This is a genomic window from Sulfuriferula plumbiphila (genome assembly GCF_009938015.1).
Taxonomy (GTDB): domain Bacteria; phylum Pseudomonadota; class Gammaproteobacteria; order Burkholderiales; family Sulfuriferulaceae; genus Sulfuriferula; species Sulfuriferula plumbiphila.
In genome coordinates, this window is the sequence record NZ_AP021884.1 from 1,455,747 (window position 1) to 1,477,996 (window position 22,250).

Annotated in this window: 22 protein-coding genes and 1 pseudogene; 6 read left to right on the forward strand and 17 right to left on the reverse strand. The window is 61.2% G+C overall.

Annotated features, from left to right (window positions below; all coding sequences use genetic code 11):
- Positions 1-14: 14 nt before the first annotated feature.
- Both GZH91_RS07670 and GZH91_RS07675 read left to right on the forward strand, forming a co-directional pair.
- Positions 15-539 carry a cupredoxin domain-containing protein gene (locus GZH91_RS07670; protein ID WP_147074965.1) on the forward strand — a complete coding sequence of 175 codons (525 nt, stop codon included), beginning with the start codon at positions 15-17 and terminating at the stop codon, positions 537-539.
- Positions 540-676: 137 nt separating this feature from the next.
- Positions 677-1,114 (forward strand): DUF411 domain-containing protein, encoded by a 438-nt coding sequence (locus GZH91_RS07675; protein ID WP_147074966.1) that lies wholly within the window; start codon positions 677-679, stop codon positions 1,112-1,114.
- Positions 1,115-1,322: 208 nt separating this feature from the next.
- Here the strand turns inward: GZH91_RS07675 and mutS are convergent, their stop codons facing one another.
- Positions 1,323-3,872: a DNA mismatch repair protein MutS gene (gene mutS / locus GZH91_RS07680; RefSeq protein WP_147074967.1), complete on the reverse strand. Its 2,550-nt coding sequence runs from the start codon at positions 3,870-3,872 to the stop codon at positions 1,323-1,325.
- A gap of 102 nt (positions 3,873-3,974) precedes the next feature.
- Between mutS and GZH91_RS07685 the strand changes: the two genes are divergently transcribed.
- Positions 3,975-4,664 (forward strand): Bax inhibitor-1/YccA family protein, encoded by a 690-nt coding sequence (locus GZH91_RS07685; protein WP_147074968.1) that lies wholly within the window; start codon positions 3,975-3,977, stop codon positions 4,662-4,664.
- 190 nt (positions 4,665-4,854) lie between these two features.
- Here the strand turns inward: GZH91_RS07685 and rlmD are convergent, their stop codons facing one another.
- The 5 genes and pseudogenes from rlmD to GZH91_RS07705 form a co-directional block, all read right to left on the reverse strand.
- Positions 4,855-6,159, reverse strand: a complete 1,305-nt coding sequence (gene rlmD / locus GZH91_RS07690) for a 23S rRNA (uracil(1939)-C(5))-methyltransferase RlmD (protein ID WP_147074969.1) — start codon at positions 6,157-6,159, stop codon at positions 4,855-4,857.
- A gap of 38 nt (positions 6,160-6,197) precedes the next feature.
- Positions 6,198-6,848: a transporter associated domain-containing protein gene (locus tag GZH91_RS07695; protein WP_223264643.1), complete on the reverse strand. Its 651-nt coding sequence runs from the start codon at positions 6,846-6,848 to the stop codon at positions 6,198-6,200.
- 114 nt (positions 6,849-6,962) lie between these two features.
- A pseudogene (locus tag GZH91_RS18030) lies at positions 6,963-7,513 on the reverse strand (CNNM domain-containing protein); the annotation flags it as partial.
- A 103-nt stretch (positions 7,514-7,616) separates the two neighbouring features.
- Entirely contained in the window at positions 7,617-8,396 is a 780-nt protein-coding gene (locus GZH91_RS07700; RefSeq protein ID WP_147074970.1) for a 3'-5' exonuclease, read from the reverse strand.
- Between the two features lie 79 nt (positions 8,397-8,475).
- Positions 8,476-9,831: an EAL and HDOD domain-containing protein gene (locus GZH91_RS07705; RefSeq protein WP_147074971.1), complete on the reverse strand. Its 1,356-nt coding sequence runs from the start codon at positions 9,829-9,831 to the stop codon at positions 8,476-8,478.
- A 130-nt stretch (positions 9,832-9,961) separates the two neighbouring features.
- On the opposite strand from GZH91_RS07705, the gene pgl reads away from it, so the two are divergent.
- Both pgl and GZH91_RS17780 read left to right on the forward strand, forming a co-directional pair.
- Positions 9,962-10,684: a 6-phosphogluconolactonase gene (gene pgl, locus GZH91_RS07710; RefSeq protein ID WP_147074972.1), complete on the forward strand. Its 723-nt coding sequence runs from the start codon at positions 9,962-9,964 to the stop codon at positions 10,682-10,684.
- A gap of 37 nt (positions 10,685-10,721) precedes the next feature.
- Complete coding sequence (locus GZH91_RS17780; protein WP_198415428.1) at positions 10,722-11,114, forward strand: AAA family ATPase; 393 nt, start codon at positions 10,722-10,724, stop codon at positions 11,112-11,114.
- Here the strand turns inward: GZH91_RS17780 and GZH91_RS07720 are convergent.
- The 11 genes from GZH91_RS07720 to merR form a co-directional block, all read right to left on the reverse strand.
- Positions 11,094-11,438 carry a hypothetical protein gene (locus tag GZH91_RS07720; protein WP_147074973.1) on the reverse strand — a complete coding sequence of 115 codons (345 nt, stop codon included), beginning with the start codon at positions 11,436-11,438 and terminating at the stop codon, positions 11,094-11,096. The two genes, GZH91_RS17780 and GZH91_RS07720, sit on opposite strands and share 21 nt — an antisense overlap.
- Entirely contained in the window at positions 11,438-12,121 is a 684-nt protein-coding gene (locus GZH91_RS07725; protein WP_147074974.1) for an electron transport complex subunit E, read from the reverse strand. The genes GZH91_RS07720 and GZH91_RS07725 overlap by 1 nt, the downstream gene beginning before the upstream one ends.
- Positions 12,118-12,774: an electron transport complex subunit RsxG gene (rsxG, locus tag GZH91_RS07730; protein ID WP_147074975.1), complete on the reverse strand. Its 657-nt coding sequence runs from the start codon at positions 12,772-12,774 to the stop codon at positions 12,118-12,120. Before rsxG ends, GZH91_RS07725 begins: the two co-directional genes overlap by 4 nt.
- Positions 12,771-13,805, reverse strand: coding sequence for an electron transport complex subunit RsxD (gene rsxD / locus GZH91_RS07735; RefSeq protein WP_147074976.1), 1,035 nt, complete (start codon positions 13,803-13,805; stop codon positions 12,771-12,773). The genes rsxG and rsxD overlap by 4 nt, the downstream gene beginning before the upstream one ends.
- Before the next feature lie 44 nt (positions 13,806-13,849).
- A complete protein-coding gene (gene rsxC / locus GZH91_RS07740) occupies positions 13,850-15,499 on the reverse strand; it encodes an electron transport complex subunit RsxC (RefSeq protein WP_147074977.1) in 1,650 nt (549 codons plus the stop codon).
- Positions 15,499-16,047 carry an electron transport complex subunit RsxB gene (gene rsxB, locus GZH91_RS07745; RefSeq protein ID WP_147074978.1) on the reverse strand — a complete coding sequence of 183 codons (549 nt, stop codon included), beginning with the start codon at positions 16,045-16,047 and terminating at the stop codon, positions 15,499-15,501. Before rsxB ends, rsxC begins: the two co-directional genes overlap by 1 nt.
- A 1-nt stretch (position 16,048) precedes the next feature.
- Positions 16,049-16,624, reverse strand: a complete 576-nt coding sequence (gene rsxA, locus GZH91_RS07750; RefSeq protein ID WP_147074986.1) for an electron transport complex subunit RsxA — start codon at positions 16,622-16,624, stop codon at positions 16,049-16,051.
- A gap of 171 nt (positions 16,625-16,795) precedes the next feature.
- Entirely contained in the window at positions 16,796-17,896 is a 1,101-nt protein-coding gene (gene ald, locus GZH91_RS07755; protein ID WP_147074979.1) for an alanine dehydrogenase, read from the reverse strand.
- Positions 17,897-17,935: 39 nt separating this feature from the next.
- Positions 17,936-20,074: a transglycosylase domain-containing protein gene (locus GZH91_RS07760; protein ID WP_147074980.1), complete on the reverse strand. Its 2,139-nt coding sequence runs from the start codon at positions 20,072-20,074 to the stop codon at positions 17,936-17,938.
- 81 nt (positions 20,075-20,155) lie between these two features.
- Positions 20,156-21,178: a quinone-dependent dihydroorotate dehydrogenase gene (locus GZH91_RS07765; protein WP_147074981.1), complete on the reverse strand. Its 1,023-nt coding sequence runs from the start codon at positions 21,176-21,178 to the stop codon at positions 20,156-20,158.
- Positions 21,179-21,329: 151 nt separating this feature from the next.
- Positions 21,330-21,731 (reverse strand): Hg(II)-responsive transcriptional regulator, encoded by a 402-nt coding sequence (gene merR, locus GZH91_RS07770; protein ID WP_147074982.1) that lies wholly within the window; start codon positions 21,729-21,731, stop codon positions 21,330-21,332.
- A gap of 158 nt (positions 21,732-21,889) precedes the next feature.
- Between merR and merT the strand changes: the two genes are divergently transcribed.
- Positions 21,890-22,249, forward strand: a complete 360-nt coding sequence (gene merT, locus GZH91_RS07775) for a mercuric ion transporter MerT (protein WP_147074983.1) — start codon at positions 21,890-21,892, stop codon at positions 22,247-22,249.
- The last annotated feature ends 1 nt before the right edge of the window (position 22,250 follow it).

The following is a 22,250-nucleotide window of genomic DNA, read 5'->3' on the forward strand; positions in this document are numbered from 1 at the left end:
AAGACGAGGTTTGTATGAAAAAGTCACTTTCGATTCTGATTTTGTGGGTATTGCCCAGCCTGGCACTGGCAAGCGGTGAGCATGCTGGCGGTCATGACAAGCAGAGGGGTGGGCACGACATGTCGCAGATGTCCGGTATGGAAGGCATGTCCCGCGGTGGCCACGATGGCGCCATGGGGCAAGCCGGTGATCCAGCCAAGGTCAGCCGCACCATCGAGGTCACAATGGCTGACACCATGCGATTCACGCCGGACGGGATCAAGGTCAAGGCGGGTGAAACTGTTCGCTTCTTCGTCAAGAACACCGGCAAGATACCTCACGAAATGGTGATCGGCTCCATGAACGATCTCAAGGAACACGCCGAGATGATGCGCAAGATGCCGGGCATGCAGCATGCCGAGCCCAACATGATCACGCTCGGCCCCGGGCAGCGCGGTAGTATCGTCTGGCAGTTCGACAAGCCAGGGACAGTGGACTTTGCCTGCCTGGTGCCCGGCCATATGGAAGCCGGCATGGTGGGGAAAATCGAAGTCGAATGACCCGTCAGCCGATGGGTCGCCATGGCCGTTACACGCTCTTCGGGGCCACGAGCGTTGAAACCGGTAGCCGATCACCACTTAAGTGCCGCCTGCAACGTCTTTGCTCGCGGCGTGCGAATCGAATCCAGGAGAACGACGTGAACACATCGATCCTCAAGATCCTTCTCATCGGCCTTATGGCGCCGGCGGCATGGGCGGCTTCAGGCACCCCGGTTGTGGAAGTCTACAAGAGTCCCACCTGCGGGTGCTGCAACCTGTGGGTGAAGCACCTAAAGGCCAACGGTTTCCAGGTCATTGCCCACGACACCAACAACGTGGTGGCGCACAAACAGCGGCTGGGTGTGCCACTCGGCATGGGTTCCTGCCACACCGCCGAGGTGGGTGGCTACCTGGTGGAAGGCCACGTACCGGCCAAGGATATCCGGCGCCTGCTCAAAGAGCAGCCTCATGCCCGGGGGCTGGTGGTACCTGCCATGCCCATGGGTTCGCCCGGCATGGAAGGTGATCGCAAGGACGCGTTTGATGTGTTGCTGGTCAATCGCGATGGTTCGACCCGCACCTATGCCCGTTACTGATCCAATGTCGCGCGCTGCTATTACGTCTTGATGCGGACAGGCCCACGGCACAGCCGGGCTCAGCGGCGTCTTCGGAGGATGAAGGGCTGAGCGGACTCACTGGCGCGTTGCCGTGGCCCGGCCGGAAACGCCGGCAGCGGTGAACGCCCGGATGCAGGAGGCCGGGTGGCTGATAGATGCGGATGAAACTGGGCATGCGCTGCAGAGATTACTCGGCCGGCAGGCTTTTCAGTTGATAGAGCGCCTCCAGCGCCGCCTTCGGACTGAGGCTGTCCGGGTCAAGTCCGGCAAGCAGCGTCAGCACCGGATGGCGTGCAGTTGCAACGCTGGGTGCGGCGAACAGGTCGGGCTGCAGGTCGTTGCGCGTGGCACCTTGCTCCAGCGTCACCAGATGCCTGCGCGCGGCCTGGATGACGCTGCCCGGCACGCCTGCCAGCGCGGCCACCTGCAGGCCGTAGCTCTGGCTGGCCGGACCTTCTTTCACGCTGTGCAGAAACACAATCCGGTCCTTGTGTTCGACGGCTTCGACGTGCACGTTGGCGATCTGGCGCCATTCCAGCGGCAGCCGGGTGAGCTCGAAATAATGCGTGGCAAATAGCGTATACGCACGGATTTTTTCCGCCAGCTGGCGCGCCACCGCCCAGGCCAGCGCGAGGCCGTCAAAGGTGGAGGTGCCGCGTCCGATTTCGTCGAGCAGCACCAGGCTGTTGTCGGTCGCGTTGTGCAGGATATGCGCGGTCTCGGTCATTTCCACCATGAACGTGGAACGCCCGCCGGCCAGATCATCCGAACTGCCGATGCGGGTGAAAATCTGGTCTATCGGCCCGATGCGTGCGCGCTGCGCCGGCACAAAACTGCCGCAGCAGGCCAGCAGCGCGATCAACGCAGTCTGGCGCATGTAGGTGGATTTGCCGCCCATGTTGGGGCCGGTAATCAGCAGCATCTGGCGTGTGCGGGAGAGCAGCGTGTCGTTGGGGATGAAGTCGTCAATACGCGACTCCACCACCGGATGGCGTCCGCCGCAAATCTCGATCACCGCTTCATCGGTGAACTGCGGTACGCAGTAGCCCAGCGTCTGGGCGCGTTGCGCCAGGGCGCACAGCACGTCCAGGTCGGCCAGCGCGGCAGCCAGGGCTTGCAGTGCAGGCAGGCTGGGCAGCAGCGCCTGGAGCACACCTTCGTAGAGCAGTTTTTCCCGCGCCAGCGCGCGTTCCGAGGCCGACAGTGCCTTGTCCTCGAAGGCTTTCAGTTCCGGCGTGATATAGCGTTCGGCGTTTTTCAGCGTCTGGCGGCGCCGGTAATCGTCCGGCACCTTATCGGCCTGGGCGCGGCTCACTTCGATGTAGAAGCCATGCACCCTGTTGTACTCGACCTTGAGATTGGCGATGCCGCTGCGTTCGCGTTCGCGCGCTTCGAGGGCCATGAGAAATTCGCCGCTGTTGGATTGCAGGCCGCGCAGTTCGTCCAGCTCGGCATCATAGCCGTCGGCAATCACGCCGCCCTCGCGGATGACACTGGCGGGCTCCGGGCGGATGGCGCGGGTGAGGAGATCGTGCGTTGCGTGCTGCGGCATACAGGCGCTGGCGGCAGCCGCCAGCAGCGGGTTGTCCCATTGCGCCAGCTGCGCGCAGATTTCCGGCAGCCAGGCCAGGGTGTCGCGCAGGCCGGACAGATCGCGCGGGCGCGCGCTGGACAGCGCGATGCGGCCAGCGATGCGTTCGACATCCACACAGCCTTGCAGCAGCCGGTGCAGCTTGTCGCGTGCGCCCGATTCATCCAGTAGCCGGCTGATCGCGTCCTGGCGCTGGCGCAGCACGTTACGGTCGCGCAGCGGATGATGCAGCCAGTGGCGCAGCCGGCGTGAGCCCATGCTGGTGGCACAGGTATCGAGCAGCGAGAGCAGGGTGGGGCTGGCCTCGCCGCGCAGGGTCTCGGAGATTTCCAGATTGCGCCGGGTGGCGGCATCCATCAGCACGAATTGGCTTTGGTGTTCGACCGTCAGCCCGCTGATATGCGGCAATAACCCGCGCTGGGTAGCCTGCGCGTATTGTAGCAACGCCCCGGCGGCGGCAATCGCCGCGGGCAGCTGCGCGCATCCGAACGCCAGCAGGTCATGCGTGCCGAATTGCCGGGTAAGCAGTTCAGTCGCGCGTTCACTGTCAAACTGCCAGGCGGGCAGGGCACGCAGCGCGGGATAAGCCGCCAGCGCCGCATGGGCAAAGCCTTCCGGCAGCAGCAGTTCGGCGGGGCGGATGCGCTCCAGTTCGGCGGCGAGCTGCGCAGCAGGGATTTCGGTCACGCGCAGGCTGCCGCTGGACAAATTCAGCCACGCCAGTCCCAGCGTGCCGCGCTCGGCACATAGTGACAGCAACAGGCTGTCGCGGTGGTCGTCGAGCAGCGCCGCATCGGTCAGGGTGCCGGGTGTGACTATCCGCGCCACGCGGCGCTCCACCGGACCTTTGCTGGTCGCCGGGTCGCCCACCTGTTCGCAGATGGCGACCGACAGCCCCAGTTTCACCAGGCGCGCCAGATATTGCTCGGCAGCGTGGTAAGGCACCCCCGCCATTTTGATCGGCGTACCCGCCGACGCGCCGCGCGTGGTCAGGGTAATCCCCAGCAACTGTGCCGCACGCGCGGCGTCCTCATAAAACAGTTCGTAAAAATCCCCCATGCGGTAGAACAGCAGCATATCGGGGTGCTCGGCCTTGATGCGCAGGTATTGCTGCATCATCGGGGTGTGGGCAGCGGGTGCATTCATGGCGCTATTTTACCGCGCGGGCGACCTGGTTTTGATAGTGATTGCAACTTAATGCCACCTCGGCTAGTCTGTATCGGTGTGTACTGATAAACGGAGGTAAGCATGCAACCCGAACTGCAATTGAACAGCCAGTCCGCGCAACTGGCGCTGGCGCAGAACAAAGTCCTGCGCAACACTTACATGATGCTGAGCCTGACCATGATCCCGACGGTGATCGGCGCATGGATGGGTTTGAGCCTGAATTTCGCCTTCATGGCACAGCATCCGGTCATCGCCATGATCGGCATGCTGGCAGTGATGTTTGGCCTGTTCTACGGCATCCAGGCGAATCGCAACAATAGCCTGGGCGTGATTCTGCTGCTGGGTGTGACGTTCCTGTTCGGGCTGATGCTGGGTCCGATTCTGCAGACGGCGCTGCACTTCCGTAACGGCGCGCAGCTGATCGGCATGGCGGCGGGCGGCACCGGTGTGATTTTCTTCACGCTCGCCGGTATCGCCACGGTGACCAAGAAAGACTTCAGCTTCATGGGCAAGTTTCTGTTCATCGGTTTGGTGATGCTGGTGATTGCCTCGCTGGCCAATGTTTTCTTCCAAGTGCCGGCAGCATCGCTGGCGATTTCGGCCATTGCCATCATGATTTTCTCGGGTTACATATTGTATGACGTGAGCCGGATCGTGAATGGCGGCGAGACCAACTACGTGATGGCGACGCTGGCGCTTTACCTGGATATTTATAACATCTTCGTCAATCTGCTGAACTTGCTGATGGCATTTTCCGGCAACCGCGACTGACAGTCGCGGACCCGCAAAAAAGCGCACCTTGGTGCGCTTTTTTTTTTGGACGAGAAAAGGCGGTTTAGCCACGGAAAACATGGAGGAAATAATAAAGGCAAAAATCAAGCTCAGGTGTCTTAAATTTTGCCTTCTCGTTTCCCCGTGCTCTCCGTGACCCCCGTGCTTAGCATCGTTCTTAAGAATTATCTCAGCGCTCAAACACCGCGATCGATTCCACGTGTGCGGTATGCGGAAACATGTTGGCGATGCCCGCCGAACGCAACCGGTATCCCTTGGTGTGCACCAGGATGGCGGCGTCGCGGGCCAGCGTGGCGGGACTGCACGAGACGTAAACGATGCGCCGGGGGGCGTCCAGCCCCAGGGATTTGACCAGCTCCACGGCGCCGTCGCGGGGCGGGTCGATCAGCATCTTGTCGAAGTGGCCGAGTGCGGCCAGATGTTCCGCACTGATTCCGAACAGATTTTCCACCCTGAATTCGGTGTTATGAATGGCGTTGCGTTCGGCGTTCTGGCGTGCGCGTGCGACCAGTTCCTTGCTGCCCTCGATGCCCACCACGTGTTTGGCACGACGCGCGATGGGCAGCGTGAAGTTGCCCAGACCACAGAACATGTCGACGATGCGCTCGCTGGGCTGCGGGTCGAGCAACTGCATGGCGCGCCGCATCAGGACCGGATTCACCGCTGTATTGACCTGGGTGAACTCGCTCGGACGGAATGGCATCACCAGATTGAATTCAGGCAGCGTATAGGCCAGCTCCGGCGCGTCCAGCGGGTAGAACGGGATGATGGTGTCCGGCCCCTTGGATTGCAGCCACCACTGGATATGGTGGGCGTCGGCGAAGCTGCGCAGCAGGGCTTGGTCGGCTTCGGCAAGCGGCGCCATGTGGCGGATGACCAGTACGTCCACGGTATCGGTGGCGGCCACCTCGATCTGCGGCAGACGGTCGCGAATCGTCAGTTGCATGATCAGCTCGCGCAGCCGCGGAATGAGCGCAGAAATGCGCGGCGGCAGCACGTCACAACTGGTCATTTCGGCGACAAAGCTGCTTTTCCTTTCGTGAAATCCGACCAGCACGCCGCCTTTCTTTTCCACCATGCGTACCGACAGGCGCGCCCGGCTGCGGTAGCCCCAGGCCGGGCCGTGGATGGGCGACAGCATGGTTTCAGCCTTGACCTTGCCGATGTGGGCCAGGTTGTCTTCCAGTACGCGTTGCTTGGCGGCGATCTGCGCTGAGGGTTCCATGTGCTGCAGGCTGCAGCCGCCGCATACGCCGAAGTGCTTGCAGCGCGGCTGCACGCGCGCTGGGCTCGCGCGCAGGATGCGGGTGGCCTGCGCCATCTCGAAGGTGTCCTTTTTGCGGTACACCGAGTAGGCAACCGTCTCGCCGGTGAGCGCGCCGTCCACGAAAATGGCCTTGCCGTCGCGATGGGCGACGCCGCGGCCTTCATGGTTGAGGGATTCGATAACCAGGGTGGGTTGGGTGAGGTTCATCTGGATGTCTTGTCGTTAACGGAATTGTGAGTACCAAGTTACTGTTCGCCAGGTTCTGCCATTGCCTTTTGGTGGACACGCACCAGCACGATGCGCGGGCCACTCATTTTTTTGACCACCACATCGAAATGCTCGAATTCAATCTTGTCGCCTTCCTTGGGGAGATCGCCGAGTTTCCACATGATCAGGCCGCCGACCGAATCCACCTGATCGTTGTCGATGTCTATGCCCAGCGCACGTTCGAGGGTGAATATCGGCAGGCTGCCCTTGCCGATCAGCGTGCCGTCATCGAGTTTTGTCCAGTCGTTGTGGCTGTGGCGGAATTCGTCGCGAATTTCGCCAACCAGCGCGCTCAACATATTGTCAAGTGTGATAAAGCCTAACGGCGGACTGTCTGTATGGCCGATCACTGCAAAGTGCGGTTCCCCTTTGCGAAAGCGGCGAAACAGCTCCAGCGCCGACATTTCGGGCGAGACCTGCTGAACCGGGCGAATAAACTTTTCCAGATCCTCGATACTGCCCTCTTTATGTTCAGCCAGGAACAGGTTTTTCAGATGAATGACGCCCTTGACCTTATCATTTTGATCCAGGTAAGGGTAACGGCTGAAACGGTGCCGGGTGATGAGTTCGAGGTTTCCCACCAGCGAATGATTGGCCGATAACGCAACGACTTCATTAAACGGACGCATCAGGTCGGTTACCTCCAGATCGCTGAAATCGAGGGTATGGGCGAGCACATTCCACTCGTCGCGCGTGAACTGCTCCGTGGCGCGCCCGCTTTTCAGGATCAACTTCAATTCATCGGCTGAATAATGGGCGTCATGGCCATGTGCATCGCCCAGCCCGGTGAGCTTTAATACCCGGTTTGCGCTGGTGTTGAGTACCCAGATCGCCGGATACATCAACCAGTAAAAACCGTACAGCGGTACCGCGGTCCATAGCGCCACTTTCTCGGTACGGCGGATGGCCATGGACTTGGGACCAGCTCGCCGACCACGATATGGAGAAATGAGATGGTGAAAAATGCGAAGAAAAAGGCAATGCCGTGAATCAGCCTGGGGGACTTGACGCCAATAAAAGTCAGCAACGGCTGCAGCAGTTCGGCAAAGGCAGGTTCGCCGATCCAGCCTAAACCCAACGAGGCCAGGGTAATCCCGAGCTGGCAGGCAGACAGGTAAGCGTCAAGCTGGGCGTGAACCTTGGTGAGCATGCGTCCGCGTAACCCATATACCTTGGCGATCGTCTTCACGCGTGTGTGCCGCAGCTTGACCATGCCGAATTCGGCGGCCACGAAAAAACCATTCAGCGCAACCAGCAGCAGCGCAACAATGATCAAAAATAAGTTACTGTCCATAGCGGGAACGCAATTCGCCCCTATCCTTTGCGGTTGCGGATGTGTGTTTTTTTGAAGTGCAATTGCGCGTGTGATTCGATTCGTCCGGTCTGGTCGATCCGGTTCAGCGGTGCGGCCACGCGCCCAGGTATTCGCGCCAGTGGGACGCGTCGTTTTGCCTGAGGCTTTCCCGCACCAGCGCGCATTCTTCGGTGTATTGGCTGGCGCTGAGCGCGCCGCGCATTTGCTGAAAGCGCAGGTAAACCAGATAAATGTTCACCGCATCGGTTTCGCAATAGTTGCGGATGTCCGTAATGTGCCCGGCCTGGTAAGCGTCCCACACCTGGCTGCCATCCATGCCCGGCTTGCCGGGGAAGCCGCACAGGCGGGCGAGATCATCCAGCGGCGCATGGGCGCGGGGCTGATACATGGCCAATACATCCATCAAGTCCAGGTGGCGGCGGTGATAACGGCTGAGGTAGCTGTTGTACCGGAATTCGCGCTGGTCTTCGCCCATGTCCCAGCAGCGTGGTGCTGCTACATGGTTGATGAGGCCGCGGTAATGCAGTACCGGCAGGTCGAAACCGCCGCCATTCCAGGAGACAAGTTGCGGGGCGTATTTGTCCATAGCGTCGAAGAAACGCTGGATTAACTCGGCCTCGCTGTCCGCAATGTCACCCAGCGACCATACGCGGAACTGGTCACGCTCGCGTAATACGCAGGAAATGGCAACCACGCGCTGCAAGTGCAGCTGCAGGAAATCCGAGCCGGTAGTCTGGCGGCGTTGCAGGAAGGCGATCTCCGCCAGTTGTTGCGGGGTGGCGCTGTCGCCTGTACGGTAAAGCGTGCGCAGGCCGTCGGTATCGGGAACGGTTTCGATATCAAAAACAAGAATGGGGGGCATGACAACGCGCCGTGAATCGGAAGACAGCATTTTACCCGATTACACGGCGCGCCCGGACCACGCCGGCGGACTCCTGCATTTACAGCGCGGCTTCTTCCGCGCTAATCAGTGCGTTGATGAGCGCGATATTCACGTCGATATAGGTCACCATGCACTGTGCCGAGCCGTTCGCGATGCGGGTTTCGTTGTTCTCTTCGCACGCCAGCGCCAGTTCCAGGAAGCCTGCGTGGGTGCCGCTGCCGCTAACCAGCGCCTGTTTGATCGCGCTGCCCAGGTTGAGGCTGGCGACGGCGTCCTGCATCGGCATGTTGAGCATTTCGCCCAGTACCGAGAACAAGCCCGTCAGGTAGAGTTCGTCGCCATTTACCGGTTGCAGGCTTTTGCCGGCCAGCGCCTGCATGAAACAGGCGCGGGTTAACGCGCGCTTCAATACAGCCTGGCCGGTGCTGCCGGATTTGCCGCTGACATGCAGCAGCAGGGTGAGCCAGCGGTACAGTGCGCCATGTCCCATCTGTTGCAGCACCTGGCTAATCGAGGTGACCTCGTGAACTACGCCGCAACCGGCGCTGTTGGCAAAGCGCAGCAGGCGGTAGCTGAGCACTGCGTCCATTTTCAGCAGGGCTTCCACCTCGGCCATGTCGGTGTGTGCCATGACCCGGTCGATGAGTTCGAGCACGCGCAGACGGTTCACTGGCACGTCAACGCCGGCCTTGCCCCCGGTCTGGGTGACGAATGCACCCTGAAACAGGTCAAACCCAAGCTGGCGCGATACTTCCAGGGTTTCTGCGTTGCGAATGTGTGCCGCGATGAGCTGACGTGCACCCATGGCGCGCAGGCTGCGCAGCATACTGTCGAGGTGGATTGCATCGTAGCGGCTTGCATCCACACGGACCGCCTGAGTCGCGGCAACCAGCGGCTGCAAGGCTTCGTCGCTGCCAGTCTCGTCCAGCACGACGCGGTAGCCACACTCGATAAGGTGTTTGATTCTTGGTAAAAGTGTCGGCACGTCGTCAACTTCTGCATGCACAGCGAACACGACATTCTGTTGCGGCAGGTATTCTATTTCGGGCGACATCAGGGTGTCGGCCGAGACGCTGGCAAACAGGATCCTGGTTTTCAGGCTGCCTTCTTCAACCAGCGAATACAGGCCCGCCAGCAAGGTCTCGTCCTCTGCGTTGCGCAGTTCAGGCACGCATGGCTGGCCGTGGCTGTAAGCCAGTTTGATGCGCAACGTCAGTTCAGTCGCGCGGATTTGACCATCACGGTCGTAAATCCCATGCTGCGCCAGCAAGCGCTCGCGGATTTCATCCTGGCGCGACGGAAGACCTTGTGTTTCCACCGCCAGTACATGGGTTGCCACACCGTGCCAGTCGCTCGCCGCTGTGTTGACGACAAGGGCATTGTCGCAGGCATTTTGGATGATGTCGTTTCTCATGATGGTCTCCGGCACTGGGTTACGCCTGGATATAAGCAGCAAGCATGCCCACTTGCCAATGCCGCCATGCGGATGCTGTAGAAGCGCCCGCAAGGTAGGACTGACGCCGTGACTCGGTTAAACTGCAAACATGAAATCATCCGAGCTGAATGTGGCTACCCGTTGGCATTTCGTCAACGCTGTCGAACAACTCGTCGAGGCTGCCCTCAACCGCATCCGCGCGGCGGCAGGGGAGGCACTGCGCACACGCAGCGCCTTCCATCTGGTGCTGGCCGGCGGCACCACGCCGCGTGCGCTCTACGCGCGCATGGCCGGGCTGGATACCGACTGGCGTGGCTGGCACGTGTGGTTTGGCGATGAGCGCTGTCTGCCCGCCGATCACCCCGAGCGCAACAGTCGCATGGCGCAGGATGCGTGGCTGGCAGGCAGCGCGATTCCGGCCGCGCAGATCCACCCGATACCCGCCGAACTGGGCGCGTCTGGCGCCGCCCATGCCTACGCAAACACCTTGCACGATGTGGGGGAATTTGACCTGGTGCTGCTGGGACTGGGTGAGGATGGTCACACCGCCAGCCTGTTTCCCGGCCACGATTGGGGCACCTGTCCGGATAGCCCGGATGTGCTGGCGGTAACGGACGCACCCAAGCCGCCACCCGAACGCGTGAGCCTCAGCGCGCGCCGTCTGAGCCGCGCGCGCGCGGTGCTGTTTCTGGTGAGCGGTGCGGGCAAATGCGATGCAGTCGCGGCCTGGCGCCGGGGTGAGCCGATCCCGGCGGCGGCGATTCATCCGCTGGCGGGCGTGGATGTGTTGGCGGAGCGTATCTGTGTACGGCCGAATGGGGAGGATGCATGAATCCGTTAAACCTAGAAACCGTAGTTGGACGCGCCCGATGGTGCGTAGCGATGTCACCCAAAAGGTGAATGCGAACGAAGGCAGAACACTCAGTATTCATGCGGCTCTCATGAGGAAAATGAGCGGTAAACTCAGAGCGGGCAGCGAGCCGGCGTTTCCCGTTGTGGCGCCAGATCACCTTGCGCTGGTGAGCGCTTCGGGCCTGTTGGTGTTCCGGCCCGTCTTCGACGCACTCACCGCGATGGGTTTTTACAACTTCAACCCGAAACTGATACGCGAACTACAAAAAGCGCAGGACGGGCGTCTGCTCAAACCAGCAGGCGAAAATATCGCAAGCGTTTACGCAAACAATCAGCGGTACAAAAATGCCGGATACCGGATACTGCGGATGGACAAAGGCGTTTATGCCTTAATCGGTCAGCAGTGTTAGCACAGCTTCGGCCGTGGTTGGGTCGATTTCAATCTGCATGACACAGTACTCATTATTTTCGTCGACGGGCGTGGGATCGTCTGCGCAACTGCAGCCGGCAATGATGCTGGTATAAAAAATACCGATTTTGGCGCGTATATGGCCATCTTCTTCAGCAGTGCCGATGACGATCACATCGAGTCTGTTGTCCAGCGCATAGCTGCCAATGGTCAAGCCTTGCTGCAAGGGGAGCTGGCTGGCATCGAGCTGTTCAATTTCACTTTTGAGGACGCGATTAAAGTCAGGCGTTCCCCATGCGCGTAATGAGTTGGCTAATTTGCTCATCAATTCACTCCTTGTGCCAGCCCGGCTGGCAGGTGCTGTGCGGCGCGCCTTTGGCTGCGCAGATCCCACCAGTTGCGTAGCGCAATCAACAGACCCAGGCCGAAAAACGCGCCGGGCGGCAGGATGGCCAGCAAAAAGCCCTTGTAGTCCGGCACCACGTGGATGACGAAAGCCTGGGCTGCCGGGCCGAAAGCGAGATCCAGGCCGGCGAACAGGGTGCCCTTGCCCACCACCTCACGCAGCGCACCCAGCAAGGTGATGACCATCGTGAGGCCGATGCCCATCATCATGCCGTCGAGCATGGACGGCAGCACCGGGTTTTTGGCGGCGAAGCTATCCGTGCGCGCCAGCACGATGCAGTTGGTCACAATCAGCGGTACAAAAATGCCCAGCACCAGATACAGCGGATGGACAAAGGCGTTCATCGCCATGTCGATCACCGTCACCAGCGCGGCAATCACCAGGATGAATACCGGGATGCGGATTTCGTGGGATACCAGGTTGCGGATGGCGGAGATCGAGCCGTTGCTGAAGGTCATCACCAGGGTGGTGGCCAGCCCCAGCCCGACGGCGTTGACCACCGAATTGCTGATGCCCAGCAGCGGACACAGTCCCAGCAGTTGTACGACGCCGGGATTCTGTTTCCACAGACCGTTGACGATGATATCGCGATATTGGCTCATGGTTGGGCTCCGGGTGTGATTTCAGGGTGCGGTGCAGGAGCGTACAGTGCGCTGCGGTGCGCCGCTTCGTATTCCAGGGCATGGTGCACGGCTTTGACCACTGCGCGCGGGGTAATGGTGGCGCCGGCCATGTAGTCGAATTGGCCGCTGTCTTTTTTGACCTTCCAGCCGTCACTTGCCGGGTTATCCAGCGCCTTGCCGTCGAAAATGCGTATCCACGCGCTCTTGGCGATATCAATGTAATCGCCCAGTCCCGGCGTTTCCTTGTGGCTCACCACGCGCACGCCGGTAATCCGTCCATCTGCGCCGATACCTACCAGCATGTTGATATCGCCGCTGTAACCATCCGGCGCGGTGACCTCGAGCACCAGCGCCGCCGGCGCACCCGCTTTGCGTGCACGCCAGGCGTGGCTGGGGAGGGTGGTGCCCAGCAGCTTGTGCGGCGGCAGCAGCAGGGCATCGTGCAGCGGGTTGTTGTCATAGCTGCCGGGGACCAGCGTCTCGCTGATGAGCTTCAGGCGCGCTGCGTCCTCGTTGCGGGTAATGGCCGGGCGGGTAATGTCATAGGTATAGGCCAGCACGCCGGTGCCGACGATGGCGAAGCCCAGCAGGACCAGCGCGGCACGCGCCGCGGAACGTAATAACGGAGTCATTCTGCGGGCTCTTTTTGCTTGTGTCCGTACACTTTGGGTTGCGTGTAGGCGTCGATCAGCGGCACCATGATGTTCATCAGCAGCACGGCGAACGCGACGCCGTCCGGATAGCCGCCCAGGGTGCGGATCAGATAAGTGAGCATGCCGATGCCTGCGCCGAAAATCAGTTTGCCGCGCGGCGTGGTGGCACCCGATACCGGATCGGTGGCAATGAAAAATGCGCCGAGCATGGCGCCGCCGGTGGCGAGGTGAAACCACGGCGAGATATAGCGATCCGGGTCGGCTACATGAAACAGTCCACCGGTAATCCACAGCCCGGCGATAAAGGCCGCCGGAATATGCCAGGTAATGATGCGCGCCAGCCACAGGTACAGCCCGCCCAGCAGATACATCAGCACCACCACCTCGCCGCCGGTGCCGCCGATGCTGCCAAAAACGGGCAAACGGGTGATTTCGCGCACCGTGTGTTCCAGCTGCAATTGCGTGCGCAGCGTATCCAGCGGTGTGGCGGAGCTGATCGCGTCGAGCTTCAAGCCATCCGGCAAGATCCCGGTAAAGATGTATTGCGCGGAGTCCAGAAGGCCCAGGTGCGCGCCCGCCAGCGACAGCGGCGACGGCCACTGCGTCATCTGCACCGGGAACGAAATAATCAGTACCGCATAGCCCACCATGGCCGGGTTGAACAGGTTATTGCCCAGCCCGCCATATAAATGCTTGGCCACCACAATGGCGAAAAACGTTCCCACCACAATCAGCCACCAGGGTGCGATCGGCGGCAGCGATAGCGCCAGCAGCCAGGCCGTGACCAGCGCACTGCCATCCATCAGGAACGGCCTGGCTGGCCAGCCGCGCAGACGCACCGCGCTGGTTTCCAGCACCAGCGCGGTGACGCTGGCGAGGGTCAGCGTTACCAGAATCGCCGGGCCGAATAGCCAGACGTAGACCGCAATGCCCGGCACCAGCGCCGCCAGCACCTTGAGCATGATGATGGAGACGCTGGATTTTTCCGCGATGTAGGGGGAGGAGAGCATGGTTTATTGGTCTGCCTGGATGGGAAATTGTGCGCGCAGCGGATTCACTTCTCCACCGAATCCTGTGCCATTGCGCGGATTCTGGCGCGGCGCGCTTCGATTTCGGCGATCTCCTGCAATTGTTCCGCCGGCAGGTTGTCGATGTTGCGCGGGGTGATGCCCTCTTTTTTTGCTTTGGCGCGTTCTATCGCCGCCTGGATAGCGTCTTTCTTGGCAGCGCTGGCGCTGTCATCCGGGCTGTCGGCGGTGGCTCCGGTGAGCCTGGCGCTGGCTTTCTGGGCAAGTTTTGCGGCGCGTTCCTGTTTTTCGCGCTCGATACGCAACTGGCGGAATTCATGACGCTCGCGTGCCAGGTCGGCGGCTTTTTTGTCCTTTTCCTTGGCCCAGATTTCGCTCTTTGCGTAGCGGTAATATTGCACCAGCGGGATGTGGCTGGGGCAGACATACGTGCACACGCCGCATTCGATGCAGTCGAACAGATTGTATTCCTGCGTTTTGCCGAAATTTTTTGCACGTGCGAACCAGTACAGTTCCTGTGGTTGCAGATCCGCCGGGCACGCCTGCGCACAACGGGTACAGCGGATGCACGGCATGGCTGGCGGCGGTGGCGGAAACAGCGCGGGCGATTTGACCAGGATGCAGTTGGTGGCCTTGACCACCGGCACATCACTGCTGGCCAGATCGATGCCCATCATCGGCCCGCCCATCACGTAGCCGCTGGTGTCGTCCCGGGTTGCGCCGGTCAGTCGCACCAGTTCGGCTAGCGGGGTGCCGATCAGTACTTCGAAATTCTGCGGGCGGTGCACATTGCCGGTGACGGTGACAATGCGCGAAATCAGCGGCTCGCCATGGTTGACCGCACGGTGCAATGAATACGCCGTGCCGACGTTGAAGGTGGCGACGCCGATGTCGGTGGAGCGTCCGCCGGAGGGGACTTCCTTGCCGGTCAGGGTTTTGATGAGCTGCTTGGCGCCACCGCCGGGGTAGAGGGTGGGCACCGCTACCACTTCCACTGCGAAATCGCACTGGCTGGCTGCCGCCCGCATCGCGGCGATGGCCTCGGGCTTGTTGTCCTCGATACCCACCAGCACTTCGTCACAGCGCAGCATGTGGCGCATGATGGCAGCGCCTGCAAGAATTTCGGCGGCGCGCTCGCGCATGATCATGTCGTCGCAGGTAATCCACGGCTCGCATTCGGCGCCGTTGAGAATGAGTGTGGGCACCTTTTGCGCGGCGCCGGGGTTGAGCTTGATAAAGCTGGGAAACACCGCACCGCCCAGCCCGGCGATGCCGAGCTCGCGCAATTGATTGCGCAGGTGGCTGGGGTCCATGTTGCGGTAATCCAGCGCGCCGTGCTCGATCCAGCGGTCGAGTCCGTCCGGTGCGATGGTGATGCACATATCGGCCAGTCCGGACGGGTGCGCCACGGCATGGCTGGCAATGGCGGTAACCGTGCCCGAGGTAGGCGCGTGCACCGCCACCGACACGTAGCCCTCAGCCTGGCCGATCGTCTGGCCTTTCCATACCTGCTCGCCCACCGCCACCACAGGCTTGGCGGGGTGGCCGATGTGCTGGCGCAACGGCACGACCAGCACTTTGGGCAGCGGCGCAATCGCGATCGGGCGGCGCGTGGATGCGTGTTTGTGTTGCTCAGGGTGCACACCACCGTTGAATTCGTATAGTTGGCGGGTCATTACGCGACTTTCAGTTTGACCACGGGGTATTTCCATTTCCAGGTGGCGACGTCTTCCGCGATCGGCACCATGCTGATGCAATCCACCGGGCACGGCGCGACGCATAGTTCACAGCCGGTGCATTCCTGGGCGATGACGGTATGCATCTGTTTGGCCGCGCCGAGGATGGCGTCCACCGGGCAGGCCTGGATGCACAGCGTGCAGCCGATGCAGATGTTCTCGTCGATGACCGCCACCGATTTGGGCTTGGGCTCGCCATGTTCGGCGTTGAGCGGCCTGAATTCCACGCCCAGCAGTTCCGCCAGCTTGTGGATGCCGTCTTCGCCGCCGGGCGGGCACTGGTTGATGTCGGCGTCGCCATTGGCGATGGCCTGGGCATAGGGCTTGCAACCGGGAAAGCCGCACTGGCCGCACTGGGTTTGCGGCAGGATGGCGTCGATTTGCTCGACGATGGGGTCTTCCTGCACCTTGAAGCGCACCGCCGCAAATCCCAGCGCCGCGCCGAGAAATACAGCCAGACCGGACATCACCAGAATCGCAGACAGCACCTTATTTCACCAAGCCGGCAAAGCCCATGAACGCCAGGCTCATCAGCCCCGCGGTAATCATCGCAATGCTGGTGCCGCGAAACGCAGCCGGGACGTCCGCGCCTTCCAGCCGCTCACGCAGCCCGGCGAACAGCACCAGCACCATGGAGAAACCGACCGCACCGCCAAAGCCGAAAAACAGCGACTGGATGAAATTATGCTGCGCCTGAACGTTGAGCAGCGGGATGCCCAGCACCGCGCAGTTGGTGGTAATCAGCGGCAGATAAATACCCAGCACGCGAAACAGTACCGGGCTGGTTTTGCGCACAAACATCTCGGTGAAGCCGACAATGCCGGCAATCACCACGATAAACGACAGCGTGCGCAGATAGGCCAGATCGGTGCCCAGCAGGTACTGGTTGATCAGGTAGCTGGAGCCGGATGCCAGGGTGAGCACGAAGGTGGTGGCGGCACCCATGCCGATCGCGGTTTCCAGGCTCTTGGAAACGCCCATGAACGGACACAGGCCAAGGATTTTCGCCATGATGATGTTGTTGACGAAAACCGTGCCGATCAAAATCAGGATGTAGCTCTGGATATCCATTTTTTCGCTTATTAGGCAATGAGTCAGCCATTATCCTTCCCGCAGCGACTGTATTCAAGCATGTGCAAGGTGTAAGCAGGACAAGTACAGGCAGATGCGCCCACATCCCGCCGGATTGGCGGCAAGCAGCTTACTGGCTTTCCCTGACTGGAGTCTGACAGCACCTTACAGGGTGTGGGGCGCCACGTAGGGGTGGCCGGTATCTTCCGCCACGGCTGGATGCGTGACCGCGCCCAGGTAAACATTCAATCCATCGAGAAATCCCTTGTCTGCAAGCAGCGCCGCCATGCCCTGGTTTGCCAGTTGCAAGGTGTAAGGCAGCACCACGCTGGCAAGCGCCTGGGTAGCGGTGCGGGCACAGGCTGCCGGCATGTTGGTGACGCAGTAATGCACCACGCCTTCCTCAACGTAAGTGGGATGGGAATGGCTGGTGGGGCGCGAGGTTTCCGCGCAGCCGCCCTGGTCAATGGAGACATCCACCAGCACCGATCCCGGACGCATGCCGGCCAGCATTTGCCGGGTAATCAGCTTGGGGGCTTTTCTGCCGGGCAACAACACGGCGCCGATGACCAGGTCTGCCCCGGCCACCAGCTCGACCAGCGCGGCAGTGTCGGAATAGCGCGTCCTGAGCCGCCCCTGGTAGAGGTCGTCAAAATGGCGCAGCTTGTCCATGCTGCGGTCGAGCACGCTGACCTCCGCCCCCATGCCGGCGGCGACCCGCGCGGCGTTGGCGCCCACCATGCCGGCGCCGATGATGGTGACTTTGCCGGGTGCCACCCCTGCCACGCCGGGCAGCAATGTGCCATTGCCGCCGCTCGCCATGGTCAGCGCCTGCGCGCCCGCCTGCACCGCGATGCGCCCCGCCACTGCGGACATCGGGGCAAGCAGCGGCGTGCCGCTGGCGTCGGTGACGGTTTCGAAACCGATGCCGATGATTTTTCTGTCCAGCAGTTGCGCGGTCAGTTCGGGTGCGGCGGCCAGGTGCAGGTAGCTGAATACCATCTGTCCAGCGCGCAACAGGGGGATTTCCGCAATTTGCGGCTCTTTTACCTTGACGACGAGCTGCGCTTCGTACACGGCTGCCGCGTCTTCCACAATGCGTGCGCCTGCGGCACGGTAGGCGTCGTCGGAAAAGCCGATGCGCGCAGCGGCGCCGGTTTGCACCCGAACCTGATGCCCAGCCGCCAGCAGCGCCGTTACGCTGTCAGGGGTGAGGGCGACGCGGTACTCATGGTCTTTGATTTCCCTGGGAATGCCGATCAGCATGTTGATGTCCTCGCAACTAAAGTCGGGTTAGCATAACGCTTAAGGGGTGGTCTGTACTTGTACCATAAAAGACGCTGTATCCAGCGCGCGCCCCTGTTCATCGACGAGGCTGATCCGGTGCGCTCCCGGCTGGGGCGTATAGAGCAGGCTGCCGTCTGTCTGGAGCCATTGCGCTGGCGCAGGTTCGCCGTCCACCAGCCAGTTCCATTGCATGTGCAGGGGGCGGCTATAGAAGCGCATTTTTTGCCACGCGGCGGGTATATCCGCATCCAGCGTCAGCATAGTGCCATTGGCGGGGCCGATAATGCGCGGTAATCCTTTACCTTCAGCCAGGGTCACCACACTTTGCTCGGTGCCGGGCAGGAACAATTCACGGCGCGGCGGCTCCAGCGGCGGTTCGAAGCGCACCGTCTGGGCGATGACCCCGCTGGGCAGCGCCGGGGCACGGCTGGGTCGGGCTGTATTCAGCTTGCTGATCAGCGCCTGCCACACGGGTGCGGCGCCATTCACGTCGGAGACATCGCGCATCGGTTCGCCCGAGATATTGCCCACCCACACGCCCACTGTGTATTTGTCCGAAAATCCTACACACCAGTTGTTGCGCATGTCCGGGCTGGTGCCGGTTTTAACGGCAGCAAAGCCGGATGTCGTCAGGGCACTGTGCAGTCCGGCCTTCATTGCACGGGCATTATTGTCTGCCAGGATGTCGGTGACGATGGCAGCGACCGGTGCCGGCATAATCTGAGTCGCACCAGGTGCGCCGCCGACGTGGAAACTCAGCGGCTTGAGCACGCCGCCATTGGCCAGCACCCGATAAGCGTTGGTCAGGCCTGTCAGCGTGACTGCCGTCTCGCCTGGGGCGTAGCCGTAGCGTTGCGGCGGGCGATCACTGGGGGTGGCCAGCCCCAGTGCCTGCAGGCGCTCATAAAAAGCTGCCGGCGTGACCAGCGCCAGGGTTCGTACTGCAGGCACATGCAACGAAGAACCCAGCGCAGTGCGCAGGGTCACCCAGTTGCCGAGTTCGCGGTTATCGTCTTGCCACATACCTTGAGTTGATGAGGTTTGCAGCGCCGCCGAATCGTCCAGGAACGACGCCGCGCTAAGCAGGCGTTGCTCGATTGCCAGGCCGTATAAAAACGGCTGGAGGGTGGCGCCCGCCGGCTGCGCTGTGGCAGCCTCGTCCACCCTCTGCGGGCTGGACGCGCCGGCGCTGGAACCCACATAGGCACGCACTTCGCCGGTTTTGTTGTTGAGTACCACCACGGCGCCGGCGTCGACATTGTTTGCCTTGAGTGCCGCGAGTCGGCTTTGCAGGGCTTGCAGCGCAAAGCGCTGCAAGCCGGCGTCCAAACTCACCTGCACCCGTTCGCCGGGGGTATGCAGAAACATGCGCGCGACGGCGGGTGCTAGTTGTTCGCCAAAATCGATATGCGGTCTGGCAACCAGGCTTTTGTATGCCAGAGCGGTGACTGTTGCGCACGACGGGCGTGGCACGGTAAGTTGCTGCGCCACGCCGCAGGCCCGTTCCGCCACGACCGCGGCTTTGGCATTCGGCCCGCGCAACAGTGCAGCGAGTATGCTTGCCTGCGCCTTGTTCAGGCGGGAAGGTTCCTGGCCAAACAAGCCTTGGGCGGCGGCGTTGATGCCCGACAGGTTTGCGCGGAAATTCACCTTGTTCAGGTAAGCGTCGAGTATCTGCGCCTTGCTCCAGGTTTTTTCCATACTGCGTGCTGCCTTGATTTGATCCCACTTCTGCGTGTAGGTGCGTCCGCCTGCGCGGCGATACAGCGCCGGGTCGAGCAGCCCCGCCAGTTGCATGGTGAGCGTGGAGGCACCGCGATGGGTGTCGTACACCAGGTTTTCCCAGGCGGCGCCGATAAAAGCGCGCCAGTCCACCCCCGAGTGTTGATAAAAACGTTTGTCCTCCGACACGATCAGCGCATGCCGCATTGCCGGCGACAGTTCGCGCAGCGGCACCCACGGCAGGCGGCGCACCTTGGGATCGAGGTTCAGGGTGTCGAGCGGCGCGCCATTGCGATCGACCAGCCACGCTTCGGAAGGGCGATGCGCGGCCTCGACTTGCCGGAAACTGGGGAGGGTGTCGGAGAATGCGCTGCCCACGCTGTTCCAGGCAAGCAACAGCCAGAGAAGAAGATGTGCAAACGCTTTGTTGCTCATGAGCGTGTCCTTGCCGCCTTCACTCCGACCTCACCATGCGTTTATTGTTCTTGGCTGTGCCGGAAATATCCGGCGGCATTTTCAGCGTATCGCGCCGCATAGTGCCTGCACGCATTCACTCACCAGCGCCGGACCGCGATAAATGAGTCCGCTATAGAGTTGTACCAGGCTGGCACCGGCAATGATTTTTTCACGGGCATCGGCTGCCGAGAGAATGCCGCCCACGCCGATAATGGGCACTTCGCCCGCCAGGGCGGTGGCCAGTTTGCTGATAACGCGGCTGGCGGCATCGCGCACCGGTGCGCCGGATAGCCCGCCTGCCTGGTTGCCGTGGGGCAGGTGTTCCACGCCGCGACGCGCCAGGGTGGTGTTGGTGGCGATGACGCCGTCGAGGTGGTGCTCGCGCAGCAGTCGGGCGATCTCGGCTATCTGCGCATCGTCCAGGTCAGGGGCGATTTTTACCGCCAGCGGCACGTGGCGGCCATGCTGCTCAGCCAGTCGGGTCTGCCCGGCTTTCAGCTTGCCTAACAGATCGGACAGTGCCGCGCCGGATTGCAGGTCGCGCAGATTTTTGGTGTTGGGCGATGAGATGTTCACCGCGACATAGCTGGCATGCGGGTACACCGCTTGCAAACAGCTCAGATAATCGTCAGCGGCGCGTGCTATCGGCGTGTCGAAATTCTTGCCGATGTTGATACCGAGCACGCCGCGGAATTTTGCGGCGCGTACGTTGGCGGTGAGTGCATCCACACCGTCATTGTTAAAGCCCATGCGGTTGATGATGGCCTGGGCTTGCGGCAGCCGGAACAGACGCGGTTTGGGGTTGCCCGGCTGCGGGCGCGGGGTGACCGTACCGATTTCGATGAAGCCGAAACCGAGCGCGGCGAATGCGTCGATATAGGCGCCGTTCTTGTCCAGTCCGGCGGCCAGACCCACCGCATTGGGGAAGGTGATACCCATGCAGGCGACCGGTTTTCCACTCGCATGCGGCGCAATCAGCCGCGATAAACCGAGGCGGTATGCGGCCTGCAGCGAAGACAGGGTGAGGTGATGGGCAGTCTCGGCGTCGAGCCGGAACAGCAGGGGGCGGAGTAGGGTATACATGCGGGCATTTTAACCCGGCGTCCGCTTCATTCCCATTTCAACCTGAAACGGCCAATTTCACCACCGGTCACGGAGGGAGGGATGAAGGCAAAAGGCAAAAGGCAAACCCGGGAAAGCGTCTTGAATTTTGCCTTTTGCCTTAATTGTTTTCTCAACTCTCCAGCAACGAGGCGATTAAGGGGCAGCACACGTTGCCCTTCTGGGTTGCGCACTCGGTAACCAGCGTTTGCAGGGTTTGTTCGATACCACGCAGGCCCTCCAGCCGTTTTCTTACATCGGCCAGTTTTTCGGCCGCTATGACGCGCGCTTCGGTGCAGTGGGCGCCATCCTCCAGCTTGAGCAGCGCGCCTACCTCTTCCAGTGAAAAGCCAAGATGTTGTGCGCGCTTGATGAATTTGATGCGCGTCACATCCATATCGCTGTAGCGGCGGATGCCGCCGAGCGGTTTGGCAGGCTCGGCCAGCAGCCCGCGGCGCTGATAGTAGCGGATCGTTTCCAGATTGACGCCCGCTTGGCGGGCGAGCACTCCGATCGTCATGTCCTGCCTGCGCATGGTTTCCTTCCGATTTAAACCTACTTGACTCCGTACCATGGTACGGAATTTATCCTGAATCATCCAGCCGGGTATGTGAACAAAAAACCGCTTGACACCGTACCCAGGTACGGAATCGATACTGATCATACACCTGATAAATTATGAAGGAGAAGCTCATGTCTCAAGGTAAACCAGCGAATAGCTGGCCGCTGATTGGCGGTGTTGCCGCCGCTATTGCCGCTTCCCTGTGTTGCGTCGGGCCGCTGGTGCTGGTCATGCTGGGTATTGGTGGCGCGTGGATAGGCAGTCTTGCGGTGCTGGAGCCTTATCGGCCCTTGTTTCTCGGCATCGGCGTGGTGTTCATGGTGCTCGCCTACCGGAAAATTTATCGCGCGCCCGCAACCCAGGACTGTACCCCTGGAGCGCTGTGCGCGCTGCCGCAAACCAACCGCGTATACAAAATGCTGTTCTGGATGGTGGCCGTGCTGATGGTGCTGGCCATTGCTTTCCCGTATATCGCCCCATTGTTTTATTAAT

Coding starts and splice junctions, on each gene's coding strand:
- GZH91_RS07720 (WP_147074973.1), bottom strand. CDS start 11,438: ATGAGCAAATTAGCCAACTCATTACGCGCATGGGGAACGCCTGACTTT.
- rsxD (WP_147074976.1), bottom strand. CDS start 13,805: ATGCTCTCCTCCCCCTACATCGCGGAAAAATCCAGCGTCTCCATCATC.
- GZH91_RS07700 (WP_147074970.1), bottom strand. CDS start 8,396: ATGCCCCCCATTCTTGTTTTTGATATCGAAACCGTTCCCGATACCGAC.
- merR (WP_147074982.1), bottom strand. CDS start 21,731: ATGCGCAGGCAGGACATGACGATCGGAGTGCTCGCCCGCCAAGCGGGC.
- merT (WP_147074983.1), top strand. CDS start 21,890: ATGTCTCAAGGTAAACCAGCGAATAGCTGGCCGCTGATTGGCGGTGTT.
- rsxG (WP_147074975.1), bottom strand. CDS start 12,774: ATGACTCCGTTATTACGTTCCGCGGCGCGTGCCGCGCTGGTCCTGCTG.
- GZH91_RS07695 (WP_223264643.1), bottom strand. CDS start 6,848: ATGCGTCCGTTTAATGAAGTCGTTGCGTTATCGGCCAATCATTCGCTG.
- GZH91_RS17780 (WP_198415428.1), top strand. CDS start 10,722: ATGGTGCGTAGCGATGTCACCCAAAAGGTGAATGCGAACGAAGGCAGA.
- pgl (WP_147074972.1), top strand. CDS start 9,962: ATGAAATCATCCGAGCTGAATGTGGCTACCCGTTGGCATTTCGTCAAC.
- GZH91_RS07765 (WP_147074981.1), bottom strand. CDS start 21,178: ATGTATACCCTACTCCGCCCCCTGCTGTTCCGGCTCGACGCCGAGACT.
- GZH91_RS07705 (WP_147074971.1), bottom strand. CDS start 9,831: ATGAGAAACGACATCATCCAAAATGCCTGCGACAATGCCCTTGTCGTC.
- mutS (WP_147074967.1), bottom strand. CDS start 3,872: ATGAATGCACCCGCTGCCCACACCCCGATGATGCAGCAATACCTGCGC.
- rlmD (WP_147074969.1), bottom strand. CDS start 6,159: ATGAACCTCACCCAACCCACCCTGGTTATCGAATCCCTCAACCATGAA.
- GZH91_RS07760 (WP_147074980.1), bottom strand. CDS start 20,074: ATGAGCAACAAAGCGTTTGCACATCTTCTTCTCTGGCTGTTGCTTGCC.
- rsxC (WP_147074977.1), bottom strand. CDS start 15,499: ATGACCCGCCAACTATACGAATTCAACGGTGGTGTGCACCCTGAGCAA.
- ald (WP_147074979.1), bottom strand. CDS start 17,896: ATGCTGATCGGCATTCCCAGGGAAATCAAAGACCATGAGTACCGCGTC.
- GZH91_RS07725 (WP_147074974.1), bottom strand. CDS start 12,121: ATGAGCCAATATCGCGATATCATCGTCAACGGTCTGTGGAAACAGAAT.
- GZH91_RS07670 (WP_147074965.1), top strand. CDS start 15: ATGAAAAAGTCACTTTCGATTCTGATTTTGTGGGTATTGCCCAGCCTG.
- GZH91_RS07685 (WP_147074968.1), top strand. CDS start 3,975: ATGCAACCCGAACTGCAATTGAACAGCCAGTCCGCGCAACTGGCGCTG.